Source organism: Mycobacterium sp., from assembly GCF_035499775.1.
GTDB lineage: Bacteria > Actinomycetota > Actinomycetes > Mycobacteriales > Mycobacteriaceae > Mycobacterium.
Window position 1 is genome coordinate 1 of the sequence record NZ_DATJYB010000068.1, and the last position, 14,979, is coordinate 14,979.

Here is a 14,979-nt window from a genome sequence, read left to right on the forward strand (position 1 = left end):
GACCGTGCAGCACCGTGGCAATGGCGAGACCGATTCCACGGGCACCACCGGTGACTGCAATGACTTTTCCTGCGACGGATGCGGATGTCATCGCTTCACGCTAGCCGAGGCATGATCAGCACTCATCGAAACCGCTGTAATGCCGAACCGCCCAAAGTCGTCTGGCGTCCGCACCAGCGCCCCGGGTTTGACTCTGCGGTGTGGGCGGCGAAGTCCGAGCGGCGCGCTGCACAAGCGCAGAGTCAATGCGTCGTCCGGCGTCCGCAGCAGCATCGCGAAGATGGCGGTTGCGGGAGCACTGATCGCGATACCGGCAGCCGGCGTGAGCATTTCGCTGCTCGCGATGCCCGAGGGCGGCGGCACGTCGATTGTGCTGGCGCCACCCACCGATCCACCACAGCCGCCCCGCCCGCGCCGGCACCGGCACCGGCGTATGACTCCGACTATGACTGGTGGCGTATGGCGCGGGCGCCGGCGGAGGCGGCGGTGGCGGCTGACCTGCCGGTCGGTGCGTTCGCACCGAGCCCCACTGCGGTACGAATGGTAGGTGCCTGAGCCGATCATCCTGCTGCTGTCGACATCCGACACCGACCTGATTAGCGCGCGTTCCAGCGGAAAAAACTATCGGTGGGCCAACCCGTCGCGACTAGCCGACACAGAGCTTCCCGAGTTGCTCGCTGAGGCTGCCATCGTGGTGGTCCGCATCCTCGGCGGCTACCGCGCCTGGCAGAGCGGCATCGACACGGTGCTGGCCAGCGGTGTGCCGGCCGTCCTCGTCAGCGGCGAGCAGGCGGCCGACGCCGAGTTGACCGGTCTGTCCACGCTGGCGGCCGGTACCGCCGTGCAGGCCCACATCTACCTGGCCCACGGTGGTGTGGAAAACCTGCGCCAACTGCACGCGTTCCTGTCGGACACCGTGCTGATGACCGGCTTCGGCTTCACGCCGCCGGTGGTCACTCCGACCTGGGGCGTGCTGCAGCGGGATGCCGCCGGCAACGAAGGCCCGACGATCGCGGTGCTCTACTACCGCGCGCAGCACCTGGCCGGCAACACCGCATACGTGGGGGCGCTGTGCCAGGCGATCGAAGACGCGGGCGCCCGGCCACTGCCGGTCTACTGCGCCTCGCTGCGTACCGCCGAACCAGAACTGCTGCACCGACTCGCCGACGCCGACGCCATGGTGGTCACCGTGCTTGCCGCGGGCGGACTCAAGCCGGCTACCGCCTCAGCCGGCGGTGATGACGACAGTTGGAACGTCGAACACCTTGCGGCCCTGGACATTCCGATCCTGCAAGGCCTCTGCCTGACGAGCCCTCGTGAGCAGTGGCAGAGCAATGACGACGGACTCAGCCCGCTGGACGTGGCCAGCCAGGTCGCGGTGCCTGAATTCGACGGCCGCATCATCACAGTTCCGTTCTCGTTCAAAGAGATCGACGACGACGGGTTGATCGCCTATGTCGCCGACCCGGAGCGCTGCGCCCGGGTGGCCGGCCTGGCCGTCCGGCACGCGCGGCTGCGCCACGTCGCCCCCGCGGACAAGCGGGTGGCGCTGGTGTTTTCGGCCTATCCCACCAAACACGCCCGCATCGGAAACGCGGTCGGACTGGATACCCCGGCGAGCGCGGTGGCGCTGCTGCGCGCGATGGGTGAGCGTGGGTATCAAGTCGGCGACCTGCCCGGCGTCGAGTCCAGCGACGGGGATGCGCTCATCCATGCGCTGATCGAACGCGGCGGACAAGACCCGGACTGGCTCACCGAAGGACAACTGGCCGGCAATCCGATCCGGTTGTCCGCCAAGGATTATCGCGAGTGGTTTGCCACGCTGCCCGCCGAGCTCGCCGACGCCGTGACACAGCACTGGGGTCCGCCGCCGGGGGAGTTGTTCGTCGACCGCAGCAACGACCCGGATGGCGAAATCGTCATCGCCGCAATGCAAGCCGGCAACCTCGTGCTCATGGTGCAGCCGCCGCGCGGCTTCGGCGACAACCCCGTTGCCGTCTACCATGACCCGGACCTACCCCCCAGCCACCACTACCTGTCCGCATACCACTGGCTGGATGTCGGCTTCAACGCCGACGCCCTGGTGCATCTGGGCAAGCACGGCAACCTGGAATGGCTACCCGGAAAGACGCTGGGCATGTCGGCGGCCTGCGCAGCCGATGCCGCCCTGGGTAATCTGCCGCTGATCTACCCGTTCCTGGTCAACGACCCCGGCGAGGGCACCCAGGCCAAGAGGCGGGCCCACGCCGTACTCGTCGACCACCTCATCCCGCCCATGGCCCGGGCCGAAACCTACGGCGACATAGCCCGTTTGGAGCAGCTGCTCGACGAGCATGCCAACGTCGCCGCACTGGACCCCGGCAAGCTGCCCGCCATCCGCCAGCAGATCTGGACACTGATCCGGGCCGCCAAGATGGATCACGACCTGGGCCTGACCGAGCGGCCGGAAGAGAACTCGTTCGACGAGATGATTCTGCACGTCGACGGTTGGCTGTGCGAGATCAAGGACGTCCAGATCCGCGACGGCCTGCACATTCTTGGCCAACGGCCAACGGGGGAGGACGAACTCGACCTGGTGCTGGCCATCCTGCGGGCCCGTCAGCTGTTTGGCGGCGAGCACGTCATGCCCGGTTTGCGCCAGGCACTGGGTCTGGCCGAGGACGGCACGGACGATCGCTCGTCGGTGGACCGGGTCGAGGCCGCGGCCCGGGAATTGGTGGCAGCACTGCAGGCCGCCGACTGGGACCCCGCTGCGGCCGACCGGCTCACCGATAACCCCGCGGTCGCCACCGTGCTACGGTTCGCGGCCACCGAGGTGGTGCCTCGGCTCGCCGGCACCTCCGCTGAAATCGAGCAGGTACTCAAAGCTTTGGACGGCCGGTTCATCCCCGCCGGGCCGTCGGGGTCACCGCTGCGCGGCCTGATCAATGTGCTGCCCACCGGGCGCAACTTCTACTCCGTCGACCCCAAGGCGGTGCCGTCCAGGCTGGCATGGGAAGCCGGTGTGGCACTGGCAGATTCACTGCTGGCCCGCTACCGCGCGGACCACGGGCAGTGGCCGCAGTCGGTCGGGCTTTCGGTATGGGGCACCTCGGCGATGCGCACCTCCGGTGACGACATCGCTGAAGTTCTTGCGTTGCTGGGTGTTCGGCCGGTCTGGGACGACGCGTCGCGGCGGGTGGTCGGCCTGACGCCGATCCCGCTGGCCGAGCTGGCCCGCCCGCGTATCGACGTGACGGTGCGGATCTCCGGGTTTTTCCGTGACGCCTTCCCTCATGTCGTGACGATGCTCGACGACGCGGTGCGGCTGGTCGCCGACCTCGACGAACCCGCCGACGACAACTACGTCCGCGCGCACGCCCAGGCCGACCTGGCCCAGCATGGCGACCAACGGCGAGCCACCACAAGGATTTTCGGATCCAAACCGGGCACCTATGGTGCCGGGCTGTTGCAGTTGATCGACAGCCGCAACTGGCGTGACGACGCCGACCTCGCGCAGGTGTACACCGCATGGGGCGGCTTCGCCTACGGGCGAGGATTGGATGGTCGGCCTGCCACCGAAGATATGAACCGCCAATACCGGCGGATTGTGGTGGCCGCCAAGAACACCGACACCCGCGAGCACGACATCGCCGACTCCGACGACTACTTCCAGTACCACGGCGGCATGGTCGCCACGGTGCGGGCACTGACCGGCCAGGCGCCTGCCGCCTACATCGGCGACAACACCAGGCCCGACGCGATTCGCACCCGCACGCTGTCCGAGGAGACCACCCGGGTGTTCAGGGCCCGCGTGGTCAATCCGCGCTGGATGGCCGCGATGCGCAGGCATGGCTACAAGGGCGCCTTCGAGATGGCCGCGACCGTCGATTACCTGTTCGGCTACGACGCCACCGCCGGGGTCATGGCCGACTGGATGTACGAACAGCTCACCGAGAGCTACGTGTTGGATCCGGAGAACCGCAAGTTCATGGCCGCGTCCAACCCGTGGGCGCTGCACGGGATGGCCGAACGGCTGCTGGAGGCGGCCGGCCGCGGCATGTGGGCGGAGCCGCGGCCCGACACCCTCGACGGCCTGCGCCAGGCGCTGCTGGAAACCGAAGGCGACCTGGAGGGTTAGGTCCCCTCGCGAGCAGACACAGAATCGCACGCAGAAGGTCTTCCGCGTGCGATTCTGCGTCTGCTCGCGGGTCAGTCCCCTCAGTCGGTGAAGTCGATCCGGACGCTGATCGGGTCAGACTGCAGCGCGCGGAACGTGGCGCGGACGACGGGGGCCAGCAGCCGCGACGTCGCGAAGGTGCTCGCGCGCAGCGCCGGGTCGTCGTCGGGTTCGAACCGGGCGATCCCGGAACGCCACCGGTTCCGTTGCCGGATAAGCACTTTCGGATCGGACTCGATGTTGAAGGCCCACCCCGAGCGGCGCCCATGTTGGGAAATCACCCACGCGCCGGAATCGTCGAATTTGGCGGAAACCGGAACGCGCCGGCGTGCCCCCGACTTTCGTCCCGTCGTCTCGAGCTCGGTTGCAAAGGTCGTCCGCACCCCCAGACGGCTCAGGAAAGCCACGGTGGGATTAGCCAGGTAGCGACCAATGATGCGCTCTCGGCGGAATTTCCGCACCGCGGCATTCCCGGTGTCGGTGTTGTTTCCTGCCATGATCAGCCTCCAAAAGTAGATCGACCGGTCTACAATCGCCCAAGTTAGTAGAATAATCGGTATACCGCAAGCGGTGCGGAGTGCTACGAAGTCGAGGAAGGGCCGATGGCTGCACGAGAGCGCTTGATTACCAGCGCAATTGCGCTCATTCGTAGTGTCGGAGTCGCCGGCGCGAGCGTATCGGCATTGCTCGACCACTCCGGCCTGGCGCGCCGAACGCTCTATCTGAACTTCCCCGGCGGCAAACCTGACCTCGTGGAGGCGGCAACCAACGCCGCCGGCGCCGAGCTCACCGCCGCCATCGAGAACTGCGTGGCAGACGCCGACCCCGCGCGCACACTGGCGGCCTTCATGCAGGTGTGGGAACAGATGCTGGCGGACAGTGACTACACCGCGGGCTGCCCGATCGTCGCGGCGACGCTAGCCCGCTCGGAGGCACCGGCGGCCGCCGACGCCGCCGCGGCGGCTTTCAGCAGCTGGGAGGACCTGTTGGCCCGGCTGCTGCGTGAAGCCGGTGTTGAGAAATCAGCGGCCGCCGATCTGGCCACGACCGCGGTCGCCACCATCGAAGGCGCGGTCATCATGTCGGTGGCGCAACGGTCGCCCACTCCACTACGACGCGCCAACCGGGTGCTCTCAACCCTGGTTGCGGTAAGGCCGTAGCTGCGCTCGCCGGGTAGGTTGGCACCCGTGACACCAACTTTCGCCGACTTGGCCACGGCCCAATACATCCTGCTGACCACCTTCACCAAAGACGGCAAACCCAAGCCCACGCCGATCTGGGCAGCAGTCGACGGGGACCGGCTGTTGGTCATCACCGAGGGAAAGGCCTGGAAGGTCAAGCGGATCCGCAACACGCCACGTGTCACGATGGCCGTCTGCGACATACGCGGACGCGCGAAGAGCGACGCCGTCGAAGGCACCGCGGCCATCCTCGACAAATCGCACAACGGGGCCGTCTACGACGCGATCGGCAAGCGCTACGGCGTCGTGGGCAAGGTATTCAACCTGTTCAGCAAGATGCGCGGCGGCATGGAAAACAACGTCGGCCTCGAACTCAGAGTCGCCCAAAGCTGACGCCGATGGGCACCGTCCTCATCCCGATTCCGGACCGCGATTTCGACCCCACCGAGGTCGCGGTCAGCTGGCGCGTCTTGACCCACAACGGCCACCAGGTGATCTTTGCCACCGAAAGCGGTGCGGCCGGAGAGGCCGACGACATCATGGTGACCGGGCGAGGTTTGGACATCTGGTCCGCGCTGCCGGTGCTGGGCGCGGTCCCGATCATCGGACTGGCGCTGCGGGCGAACAAGGACGGCCGTCGCGCATACCAGGAAATGTTGCAGTCCAACGAATTTAGCCACCCGGTCAGCTGGGCCCAGGTGACACTTGATCACGTCGACGCATTGCTGCTGCCCGGCGGCCACCGGGCCCGCGGCATGCGCAGCTACATCGACAGCGACATACTGCAACGCCTCGTCGTGGACGCCTTCGCCAAAGAGATGCTGGTGGCCGCGATTTGCCACGGTGTACTGCTGCTGGCTCGCAGCGTCGATCCCGGCACCAGCCGCTCGGTGCTGTACGGGCGCAAGACCACGGCGCTCACCTGGGCGCTGGAGCGCACCGCGTGGCGGCTCACCCGTATCACCCGGTTCTGGGATCGTGACTACTACCGCACCTACACCGAGGAGCCCGGCCAGCCCGGCGGGTACATGTCGGTGCAGTCGGAGGTCACCCGGGCGCTGCGAAACCCATCGGATTTCTGCGACGTCGCGCACGGATCGCCAGGATGGCGGCTCAAGTCCTCGGGAATGGTGCGCGACACCGCGACCGACTCACGACCGGCGTTCGTCGTCGACGACGGCAACTACGTGTCGGCCCGCTGGCCGGGAGATACCCACACCTTCGCGACGGCGTTGTCTCAAAAGCTGCGCGAGCTCATGTCCTAACGTTTCACCGCCCCCAGGTGCTCGCCGAAGAACGCGAAGATTCGGCTCCATGCGTCTTCGCTCGCGTCGGCGTTGTAGCCGAAGCCGGTGATGCGGAGCAGCGGCTGGGCCGGGAGCTTGTTCGCGAAGCTGTGCCCGACGCCGGGGTAGGTCTTGATATCGGTGGTGATGTTCAGCGCTTGAGTCGTCTTGCGCAGTTTGCTCTCCGCGCCGAACCCCAGCGGGTCGCGGCCCCCGAAGCTGGCCACAATCGGGCAGGCCCCGTCCAGCGTCTCGCTCAGGTGGCGCGGGAGCGGTGTCCCGTAGAACGGTGCGGAAGCGCCGAACCCCTGGGGCGACATCACGAGCGCGAACCCGCCGCCCATGCAGAAGCCCGCAATGCCTACCCGCCCCGTGCATTCCCGCATGCCCAGCAGGTGGTCGCGGGCCGCAAGGATGTCGTCAAGCGCACGGCCTCGTTTGGTCAGCAGCTCGCGCATCACTCTGGTGATGCAGCGGCCGCGGCCGCCCCGTGCGAACAGATTCGGAGTGAGCGTCACATAACCCGCCCGGGCGATGTGGTCGTTGTTCGACTCCATGTCCGGGCCGTAGCCGATCGCGTCGTGAATCACCACCACACCCGGCCACGGACCTTTCCCCGGAGGAACACTCAGCAGCCCGTCAATCAATCCGTCGGGGGTATCGAACTCAATCGTCGTCATATCGTCATCTAACTGCAGCCGCGCCTCGGGTCTCCAGGGAACTTGGCCTCGGGGCACGCACGTTGGCGGTACATGGTCAGGCGGCTGTTGCTCATCTACGCGCTCCTCGAGCTCGCGGCAGTGGCTGCGTTGGTGGCGACGATTGGGTGGGGCTGGACGCTGCTGGCGCTGCTGGCCAGCTTCTTTCTGGGTGTCGTCGTGTGGGCTCCGGTGGCCGGGCGCCAGATCAGTGCACAACTGACGCAGCTGCGATCCGGCCTCAAGGAACCGAGCAGCGCGCTGAGCGACGGCGCGGCGGTCACCCTGGCCACCGTCCTGGTTCTGGTGCCCGGGCCGGTCACCACGATTCTGGGGATGCTGCTGCTGGCGCCGCCCGTCCGGGCCCTCGCCCGCCCCGCACTGGCGGCGATGGCGGTGCGTGGATTCGAAAAGCGGATCCCGCTGATCACCGATTTGAGGATGCGCGATGACCGTGACTACATCGACGGCGAGGTTATCGACGTCATAGACGTCGAGCCCGAGGTCTTGCCGCCGGCGCAAGTCCAGACTCACCACGCCCCGTAGTTTTGCGGTGTGACCGAGATTCCTACCAAGCTGCTGGTCAACGGCCGGATACACAGCCCGACACACCCAGACGCCACCGCTATGGCGGTGCGCGGCGGTGTCGTGGCGTGGCTGGGCAGCGATGACGTCGGCCGCAGCCAGTTCCCGGACGCCGACATCGCGGATCTCGACGGCGCCTTCGTGGCGCCGGCATTCGTCGACAGCCATATCCACCTGAGCGCGACCGGCCTGACCATCAGCGGCCTGGATTTGCGCCCGGCCAGCTCACCCGCGCACTGCGTCCAGATGGTCGCCGACTACGCAGCCGCCCACCCGGGCCAGCCGATCTGGGGGCACGGCTGGGACGAGTCGAGGTGGCCGGAGAACATCCCGCCGGGCACCGCCGACCTGGACGCCGTGCTCGGTGACCGGCCCGCCTACCTGGCCCGCGTCGACGTGCACTCCGCGCTCGCCTCGAGTGGGCTGCGCAACCGGGTTGCCGGGCTGGCTGCGGCGGCCGGTTTCAGCGCCGAGCAGCCGCTGACGTCGGATGCGCACCACCTGGCCCGGGGCGTCGCCCGTGACCTGCTGACTGCCGGGCAGCTGGCCGAAGCCCGGGCCGCCGCGCTGCACGCCCTCGCCGCGGCGGGCATCGTCGCGGTGCACGAATGCGCCGGCCCCGAGATCGGCGGGCTCGACGACTGGCTGGCGGTGCGGGCCCTCGATCACGGCGTGGAGGTGATCGGCTACTGGGGCCAGGCGGTAACCACACCCGCACAGGCCCGCACGCTGATAGACCAGACCGGGGCCAGCGGGCTGGCCGGCGACCTGTTCGTCGACGGGGCCCTGGGGTCGCGAACAGCTTGGCTGCACGAGCCCTACGCCGACGCCCCGGACCGCACCGGCACCTGCTACCTCGACCCGGACGCGATCGAGGCACACATACGCGCGTGCACCGAGGCGGAGGTGACCGCCGGATTCCACGTCATCGGCGATGCCGCGGTGTCGGCGGCGGTCGCCGCCTTCGAGCGTGTCGTCGCCAAGCTCGGCGTGGTTGCGGTGGCTCGCTGTGGGCATCGCCTGGAGCATCTGGAGATGGTGACCGCCGATCAGGCCGCGAAGCTGGGCGCGTGGGGCGTCATCGCAAGCGTGCAGCCGAATTTTGATGCGCTGTGGGGCGGCGGCAACGGCATGTACGCCCGTCGCCTGGGTATTGATCGAGGCAGCGAACTCAACCCCCTGGCGCTGTTAGCATCCCAAGGCGTGCCACTCGCGCTCGGTTCCGACGCCCCGGTAACAGGTATCGACCCCTGGGCGAGGGTGCGCGCAGCGGTCAATCACCGCACGCCGGGCAGCGCGGTGTCGGCGCGGGCGGCGTTCGCCGCCGCCACCCGTGGCGGCTGGCGGGCCGGCGGTGTCCGGGACGGCAAGACCGGGACCCTGGTACCCGGCGCACCCGCCTCCTACGCCGTGTGGGACGCCGGCGTCCTCGACGTCACTGCACCGCGCGACGCGGTCCAGCGTTGGTCCACCGACCCGCGTTCCCGGGTGCCCGCGTTGCCGCGGCTCGGCCCGACGGACGCGTTGCCGCGTTGCCGTCAAACAGTGCATCGGGGCGCTGTCATCTATGGCTAGGACATGGGTCGGCAAGTTTGGTCGGCGGGCACGGCCGGCCGAGCCCAGCCAGACCGATCTCGAGGACGACGACCCGATAACCACGCCAGAGATCCCGGTGGTCACCGAGGACACCGAACCCGAGCGGATTGAGCACGACGCCGACGACGAAGAGGAAGAGGAAGCTCACCCGCTTCCCAGCCTGGCCGATCTGCTGACCGCGGCGAGCCCGACGCTGGCCGACCGGCTGGCCGCCGCGTCCCGCCGCAGCCTCGACGAGCGGCTGACGCCACGCCCGACCAGTGCGAACCGGCTGCGCGGCGCGGTAGTGGCGCGCTGGCCGGCCGTGAAGGCCGCGCTGGTGCCGCGCCTGCCACGGCTGGTGGTGACCGTCTTGGCCGGCTTGCTTCTGCTCGCCAGCTTCCCGACGACGAACTGGTGGTGGGGCGCCGTCGTCGCCTTCGCGCTACTGGCCTGGGTCCTGACCCGGCCCGCCACCACATTGGTGGGTGGTGCCGGCTACGGGTTCTTGTTCGGATTGACCTTCTACCTGCCGTTGCTGCCCTGGGTCGGCCTCCTGGTGGGGGCCGTGCCGTGGCTGGTGCTGGCGACAATGGAGGCGCTGTATCCCGCTCTGTTCGGCCTGTTCGCCGTCTGCGTGCGCAGGGTGCCGGGTTGGCCGTTGTGGTTCGCGGTGGTGTGGGCCGCGCAGGAGTGGTTGAAGTCGAATTTCCCGTTCGGCGGCTTCCCCTGGGGGTCGGTCGCCTACGGTCAGGGCGCGGGTCCGTTGCTGCCGCTGGTCCAGCTCGGCGGCGTCGCGTTGCTCTCAACGGGAGTCGTGCTGGTCGGATGCAGCTTCACCGCCATCGCACTCGAGATCGTGACGTGGTTCCGGACTGGGGGTCAGGTGGCTGGCATCTCCGGCGCCCTGCGCGCCCCAAAAGCCCCGGACGCCTCAGAAGTCCCGGAAGCCCCGGAGGCTGTTCCCGCGCCGCCGGCGGTGGTGCTGCCCGGGGTGTGCATCTGCCTGGTGCTGCTGGCCGCCATCGTCGTCTGGCCGAGCGTGCGGCACTCGGGCATGGGAGCCGGCGGCGAACCCCCGGTCAACGTGGCCGTGGTGCAGGGCAACGTGCCCCGGCTGGGTTTCGAGTTCAATGCGCAACGTCGCGCCGTACTGGACAACCACGTCGAGGAGACGCTGCGGCTGGCTGAGGACGTGCACAGGGGAGCCGCACCGCAACCGCAATTCGTGATCTGGCCCGAGGACTCCTCCGACATCGACCCGCTCGTCAACCCCGACGCCGGTCAACAGATCTCGCGGGCGGCCGACGCGATCAACGCGCCGATCCTGATCGGCACCATCCTCGACGTGCCAGGTCGCACGGAAGAAAACCCCGAATTCACCAACACCGTGATCGTCTGGAATCCGATCACCGGACCCGCCGACCGTCATGACAAAGAAATCGTGCAGCCGTTCGGCGAGTACCTGCCCATGCCGTGGCTCTTCCGGCATCTGTCCGGGTATGCCGGCCGGGCCGGGCATATCGTGCCGCGGCCGAACCGCGACGTCGTGCAGATCGCCGGCGTGCCGGTCGGGGTGGCTACCTGTTGGGAAGTGATCTTCGACCGCGAGCCCCGAAAGGCAGTCTTGAACGGCGCCCAGCTGCTGGCCGTGCCCAGCAACAACGCCACCTTCAACAAGACGATGAGCGAACAGCAGCTGGCCTTCGCCAAAATTCGGGCGGTGGAGCACGACCGATACGTCGTCGTCGCCGGCACCACCGGGATCAGCGCGGTCATCGCCCCCGACGGCGGCGAGCTGGTCCGCACCGACTTCTTCGTTCCCGCCTACCTGGACAACCAGGTGCGCCTGAAGACCGGGCTGACCCCGGCGACCCGCTGGGCCCCGATCGTGCAGTTGCTGCTGGTCGCGGCCGCCGGAGCGATCATTCTCGTCGCGATACGGCAGAATGGATGGTTCCCGCTGGCGATTTCAAGGATGCGTCTCCTGCGGTCCCGGTCCTCCGACGACTCCGACGACTCCGGTACGCCGCGGCGCGGACCTGAAGATTCAGGTCCGTTGCCCCAAGGCGCGTCCGAGGGCTCATCCGAGGGTGACGAAGATGCGCCCGAAGACCACACTCCGCCCGATCCGGGCGGTGACTACACTCCGCACATCAAGGGCGGGCACCACAGGGGCGGCCGACAGCCGCGTTATTCCCCGCGACACAAAGGAGACACATGACCACCGGCCAGCGCGTCCTGGTGATCATCCCCACCTTCAACGAGCGGGAGAACCTGCCGCTGATTCATCGACGCCTCAGGGACGCGTGCCCCGACGTGCACCTGCTCATCGTGGACGACAACAGCCCTGACGGCACCGGTCAGCTCGCCGACGAGCTGGCACAGGCCGAACCAGGGCGCACCCACGTGATGCACCGGACCGCGAAGAACGGCCTGGGCGCGGCATACCTGGAGGGCTTCGCGTGGGGCATGAGCCGCGAGTACTCGGTGCTCGTCGAGATGGACGCCGACGGCAGCCACGCGCCTGAGCAGCTGCACCGGCTGCTGGACGTCATCGACAACGGGGCCGACCTGGCCATCGGTTCGCGGTATGTCGACGGCGGCGCGGTACGAAACTGGCCCTGGCGGCGCCTGGCCTTGTCCAAGACGGCCAACACCTATTCGCGGATGGCGCTCGGCATCGGCGTCCACGACATCACCGCCGGTTACCGGGCCTACCGGCGCGAAGTGCTGGAGGCCATCGACCTCGACACCGTCGACTCGAAGGGCTACTGCTTCCAGATCGAGATGACCTGGCGCACGATCAACAACGGGTTCCTCGTGGTCGAGGTCCCGATCACCTTCACCGAGCGCGAACTCGGCGTGTCCAAGATGAGCGGATCCAACATCCGCGAAGCGCTGATCAAAGTCACTCGATGGGGAGTCGAGGGCAGGCTCAGCCGCGCCCGGGCGACGCGCGCCCAGGCCCGTTAAACGCGATCAGCCGCGACGGCGGGACCGGATCAGCTCGAGGCGCTCCTTGAGCAGCTCTTCGAGTTCCTCGACCGTGCGGCGCTCCAACAGCATGTCCCAGTGCGTACGGGGCGGCTTGACCTTCTTGGGCTCGGGCAGGTCACCCTCGATCAGGGTGCCTTCCATGCCGTTGCGGCACAGCCAGGTGCCGGGGATATCGGCGTCGTCGGCGAAGGGAACCTCGAACTCCTCGCCGTTATCGGTGCGGTACCGCGCGATCTGTCGTGGTGCCAGGTCATGGTTGCGGTCGGTCTCATAGCTCACGGCTCCGAGCCGACTGCCTCTCAGGACTCGATCTGCCATCGGCGTTACTCCTTATGGTCCTGTGAGCTCTTGGGCTCGCGTACTGGGGATTCTCTTCGGTTGGCAAACGTTCCGGTGGCCTGCGCAGTTCCCGGTCGGGTTCCGGGTGCGCTGCGACGCGACCATTAATGATACCGGGATCGCGGTGCCCGGCGGACTAAAGTCGGCAGGCGTGACCCGTCCTGCCCGTCCCCAACCGTGTCGCTGGTGCGGCCGAGACGTGACCGACGCCGGAATGGGCCGTCGCCGCCAGTACTGCCGGCAGTCCTGCCGGCAGCGCGCATATGAGCAGCGGGCCTTGATCACCCGGGGTGTGGCGGGCGCGCTCCCCGCCGATGCGGTGGTGCTGTCGGCGGACGATGCGGCTGACCTGTCGGATCGCGTCTACCAGGTGCGATGCGCCGCGGAGGACGTCGCCACCGCGCTCGACGAGGGAGCCGGGGCAACCGAACTACGTGAGCTGTGCGATGCGCTGGTCCAGGCCGCCAGGGCCGCCGACGGGTGGCGCCGGGTCGCCGTCTGAACGGCGCATGAACTCGGTCGACGCGTTGCCGGGTACAGTCGCGCCAGGGATGGCGGGGCCGGTGCAGAACGCGCCGGCCTGCACCGACTCCCTCGGCGCGTGAGCCGCGCCGGTTCCTTGCGTGGAAGCTGGGAGTACCGGACGTTTTGAAATCCCGCCGGAGTTAGCCATACTCACCAGCGAGATTCTTGGGTCGGCGAGCAGCACGACTTTTGCGTGCAGCAACCTTCGTGACCCGGCGAGAGCCGCACGCCCCGGGTCGGATGCGGCGAATTTTGGTGAGGGTTAGGCGAGGTAGTGATGGGTGATCAACTCCAGCACGCAACCGAAGCGTTGCGCAAAGCGCTGGTTCAGGTTGAGCGCCTGAAGCGCACCAATCGGGCGTTGCTGGAGCGGTCGAGCGAGCCGATCGCGATCGTCGGCATGTCGTGCCGCTTTCCCGGCGGAGTCGATAGCCCCGAGCGCCTGTGGCAGATGGTGGCCGACGGCCGGGATGTGATGACCGATTTCCCGACCGATCGTGGGTGGGACCTGGGCGGTCTGTTCGACCCGGATCCCGACGCGCGGCACAAGACCTACGCACGCACCGGGGGCTTCGTGGACGGGGTCGCGGACTTCGACGCGGCCTTTTTCGGTATTGCGCCCAGCGAGGCGCTGGCGATGGACCCGCAGCACCGGATGTTGCTGGAGTTGTCGTGGGAGGCGTTGGAGCGGGCCGGGATCGATCCCACCGGGTTGCGCGGCAGCGCGAGCGGGGTTTTCGCCGGCCTCATCGTCCAGGGCTACGGCATGTTGGCCGAGGAGATCGAGGGCTATCGGCTGACCGGCATGACCTCCAGCGTCGCCTCGGGTCGGGTGTCGTATGTGTTGGGGCTGGAGGGCCCGGCGGTGTCGGTGGATACGGCGTGTTCGTCGTCGTTGGTGGCGTTGCACATGGCGGTACAGTCGCTGCGGACGGGGGAGTGCGACCTGGCCCTGGCCGGCGGCGCGACCGTCAACGCCACACCCACGGTTTTCATCGAGTTCAGCCGGCACCGGGGGCTGGCGCCGGACGGCCGGTGCAAGGCGTACGCCGGGGCGGCCGACGGGGTCGGCTGGTCCGAGGGCGGCGCCATGCTGGTCGTCGAGCGGTTGTCGGACGCGCAACGGTTGGGCCATCCCGTGTTGGCGGTGGTGCGGGGTTCGGCCGTCAACCAGGACGGTGCCTCCAACGGGCTGACCGCGCCCAACGGCCCGTCGCAGCAGCGGGTGGTACGCGCGGCCCTGGCCAATGCCGGTCTCTCGGCCGCCGACGTGGACGTGGTCGAAGGACACGGCACCGGAACCACTCTGGGTGATCCGATCGAGGCGCAGGCGCTGTTGGCGACCTACGGTCAGGACCGGGCGGAGCCGCTCTGGTTGGGCTCGGTGAAGTCGAACATGGGTCACACACAGGCCGCCGCGGGTGTCGCCGGGGTGATCAAGATGGTGCAGGCGATGCGCCACAAGACGTTGCCGGCGACGCTGCATGTCGATGCGCCCAGTCCGCACGTCGACTGGTCGGCCGGCTCGGTGTCATTGCTGACGGAAGCCAGGCCCTGGAATGTCGATGGCCGGGCGCGTCGTGCCGGGATCTCGTCGTTCGGGATCAGCGGTACCAACGCGCACGTGATCG

The 14,979-nt window shown here is 68.1% G+C and carries 11 protein-coding genes and 1 pseudogene; 9 read left to right on the top strand and 3 right to left on the bottom strand.

Going from position 1 to position 14,979, the window contains the following annotated elements; translation table 11 throughout:
• Positions 1-547 precede the first annotated feature (547 nt).
• Positions 548-4,120 (top strand): cobaltochelatase subunit CobN, encoded by a 3,573-nt coding sequence (cobN, locus tag VML93_RS04365; protein ID WP_325608049.1) that lies wholly within the window; start codon positions 548-550, stop codon positions 4,118-4,120.
• A gap of 80 nt (positions 4,121-4,200) precedes the next feature.
• Here the strand turns inward: cobN and VML93_RS04370 are convergent, their stop codons facing one another.
• The gene (locus VML93_RS04370; protein ID WP_325608051.1) at positions 4,201-4,656 is read right to left on the bottom strand and encodes a nitroreductase/quinone reductase family protein; all 456 of its coding nucleotides are present in this window, start codon (positions 4,654-4,656) and stop codon (positions 4,201-4,203) included.
• A 105-nt stretch (positions 4,657-4,761) separates the two neighbouring features.
• On the opposite strand from VML93_RS04370, the gene VML93_RS04375 reads away from it, so the two are divergent.
• The 3 genes from VML93_RS04375 to VML93_RS04385 are packed head-to-tail and all read left to right on the top strand — an operon-like array spanning position 4,762 to position 6,605.
• Complete coding sequence (locus VML93_RS04375) at positions 4,762-5,319, top strand: TetR/AcrR family transcriptional regulator (protein WP_325608053.1); 558 nt, start codon at positions 4,762-4,764, stop codon at positions 5,317-5,319.
• Between the two features lie 27 nt (positions 5,320-5,346).
• Positions 5,347-5,733: a PPOX class F420-dependent oxidoreductase gene (locus VML93_RS04380; protein WP_325608055.1), complete on the top strand. Its 387-nt coding sequence runs from the start codon at positions 5,347-5,349 to the stop codon at positions 5,731-5,733.
• A gap of 5 nt (positions 5,734-5,738) precedes the next feature.
• Entirely contained in the window at positions 5,739-6,605 is an 867-nt protein-coding gene (locus VML93_RS04385; RefSeq protein ID WP_325608058.1) for a type 1 glutamine amidotransferase domain-containing protein, read from the top strand.
• Here the strand turns inward: VML93_RS04385 and VML93_RS04390 are convergent.
• On the bottom strand, positions 6,602-7,306 hold the full coding sequence (locus VML93_RS04390) for a dienelactone hydrolase family protein (RefSeq protein WP_325608060.1): 705 nt from the start codon (positions 7,304-7,306) through the stop codon (positions 6,602-6,604). The genes VML93_RS04385 and VML93_RS04390 overlap by 4 nt on opposite strands.
• 72 nt (positions 7,307-7,378) lie before the next feature.
• Here VML93_RS04390 and VML93_RS04395 point away from each other — a divergent pair, with 72 nt between their 5' ends.
• From VML93_RS04395 to lnt, 3 genes and pseudogenes are all read left to right on the top strand, one after another.
• A complete protein-coding gene (locus VML93_RS04395; protein ID WP_325608062.1) occupies positions 7,379-7,870 on the top strand; it encodes an FxsA family protein in 492 nt (163 codons plus the stop codon).
• Between the two features lie 9 nt (positions 7,871-7,879).
• Complete coding sequence (locus VML93_RS04400; RefSeq protein WP_325608064.1) at positions 7,880-9,484, top strand: amidohydrolase; 1,605 nt, start codon at positions 7,880-7,882, stop codon at positions 9,482-9,484.
• Positions 9,477-12,460: pseudogene (lnt, locus tag VML93_RS04405) on the top strand (apolipoprotein N-acyltransferase). Before VML93_RS04400 ends, lnt begins: the two are co-directional and overlap by 8 nt.
• Before the next feature lie 6 nt (positions 12,461-12,466).
• Here lnt and rbpA read toward each other — a convergent pair.
• On the bottom strand, positions 12,467-12,802 hold the full coding sequence (rbpA, locus tag VML93_RS04415; protein ID WP_067238490.1) for an RNA polymerase-binding protein RbpA: 336 nt from the start codon (positions 12,800-12,802) through the stop codon (positions 12,467-12,469).
• A 172-nt stretch (positions 12,803-12,974) separates the two neighbouring features.
• On the opposite strand from rbpA, the gene VML93_RS04420 reads away from it, so the two are divergent.
• Entirely contained in the window at positions 12,975-13,325 is a 351-nt protein-coding gene (locus VML93_RS04420; protein WP_325608069.1) for a hypothetical protein, read from the top strand.
• A gap of 300 nt (positions 13,326-13,625) precedes the next feature.
• Positions 13,626-14,979 (top strand): polyketide synthase (locus VML93_RS04425; protein WP_325608071.1); only part of this gene is annotated, 1,354 nt, incomplete at its 3' end.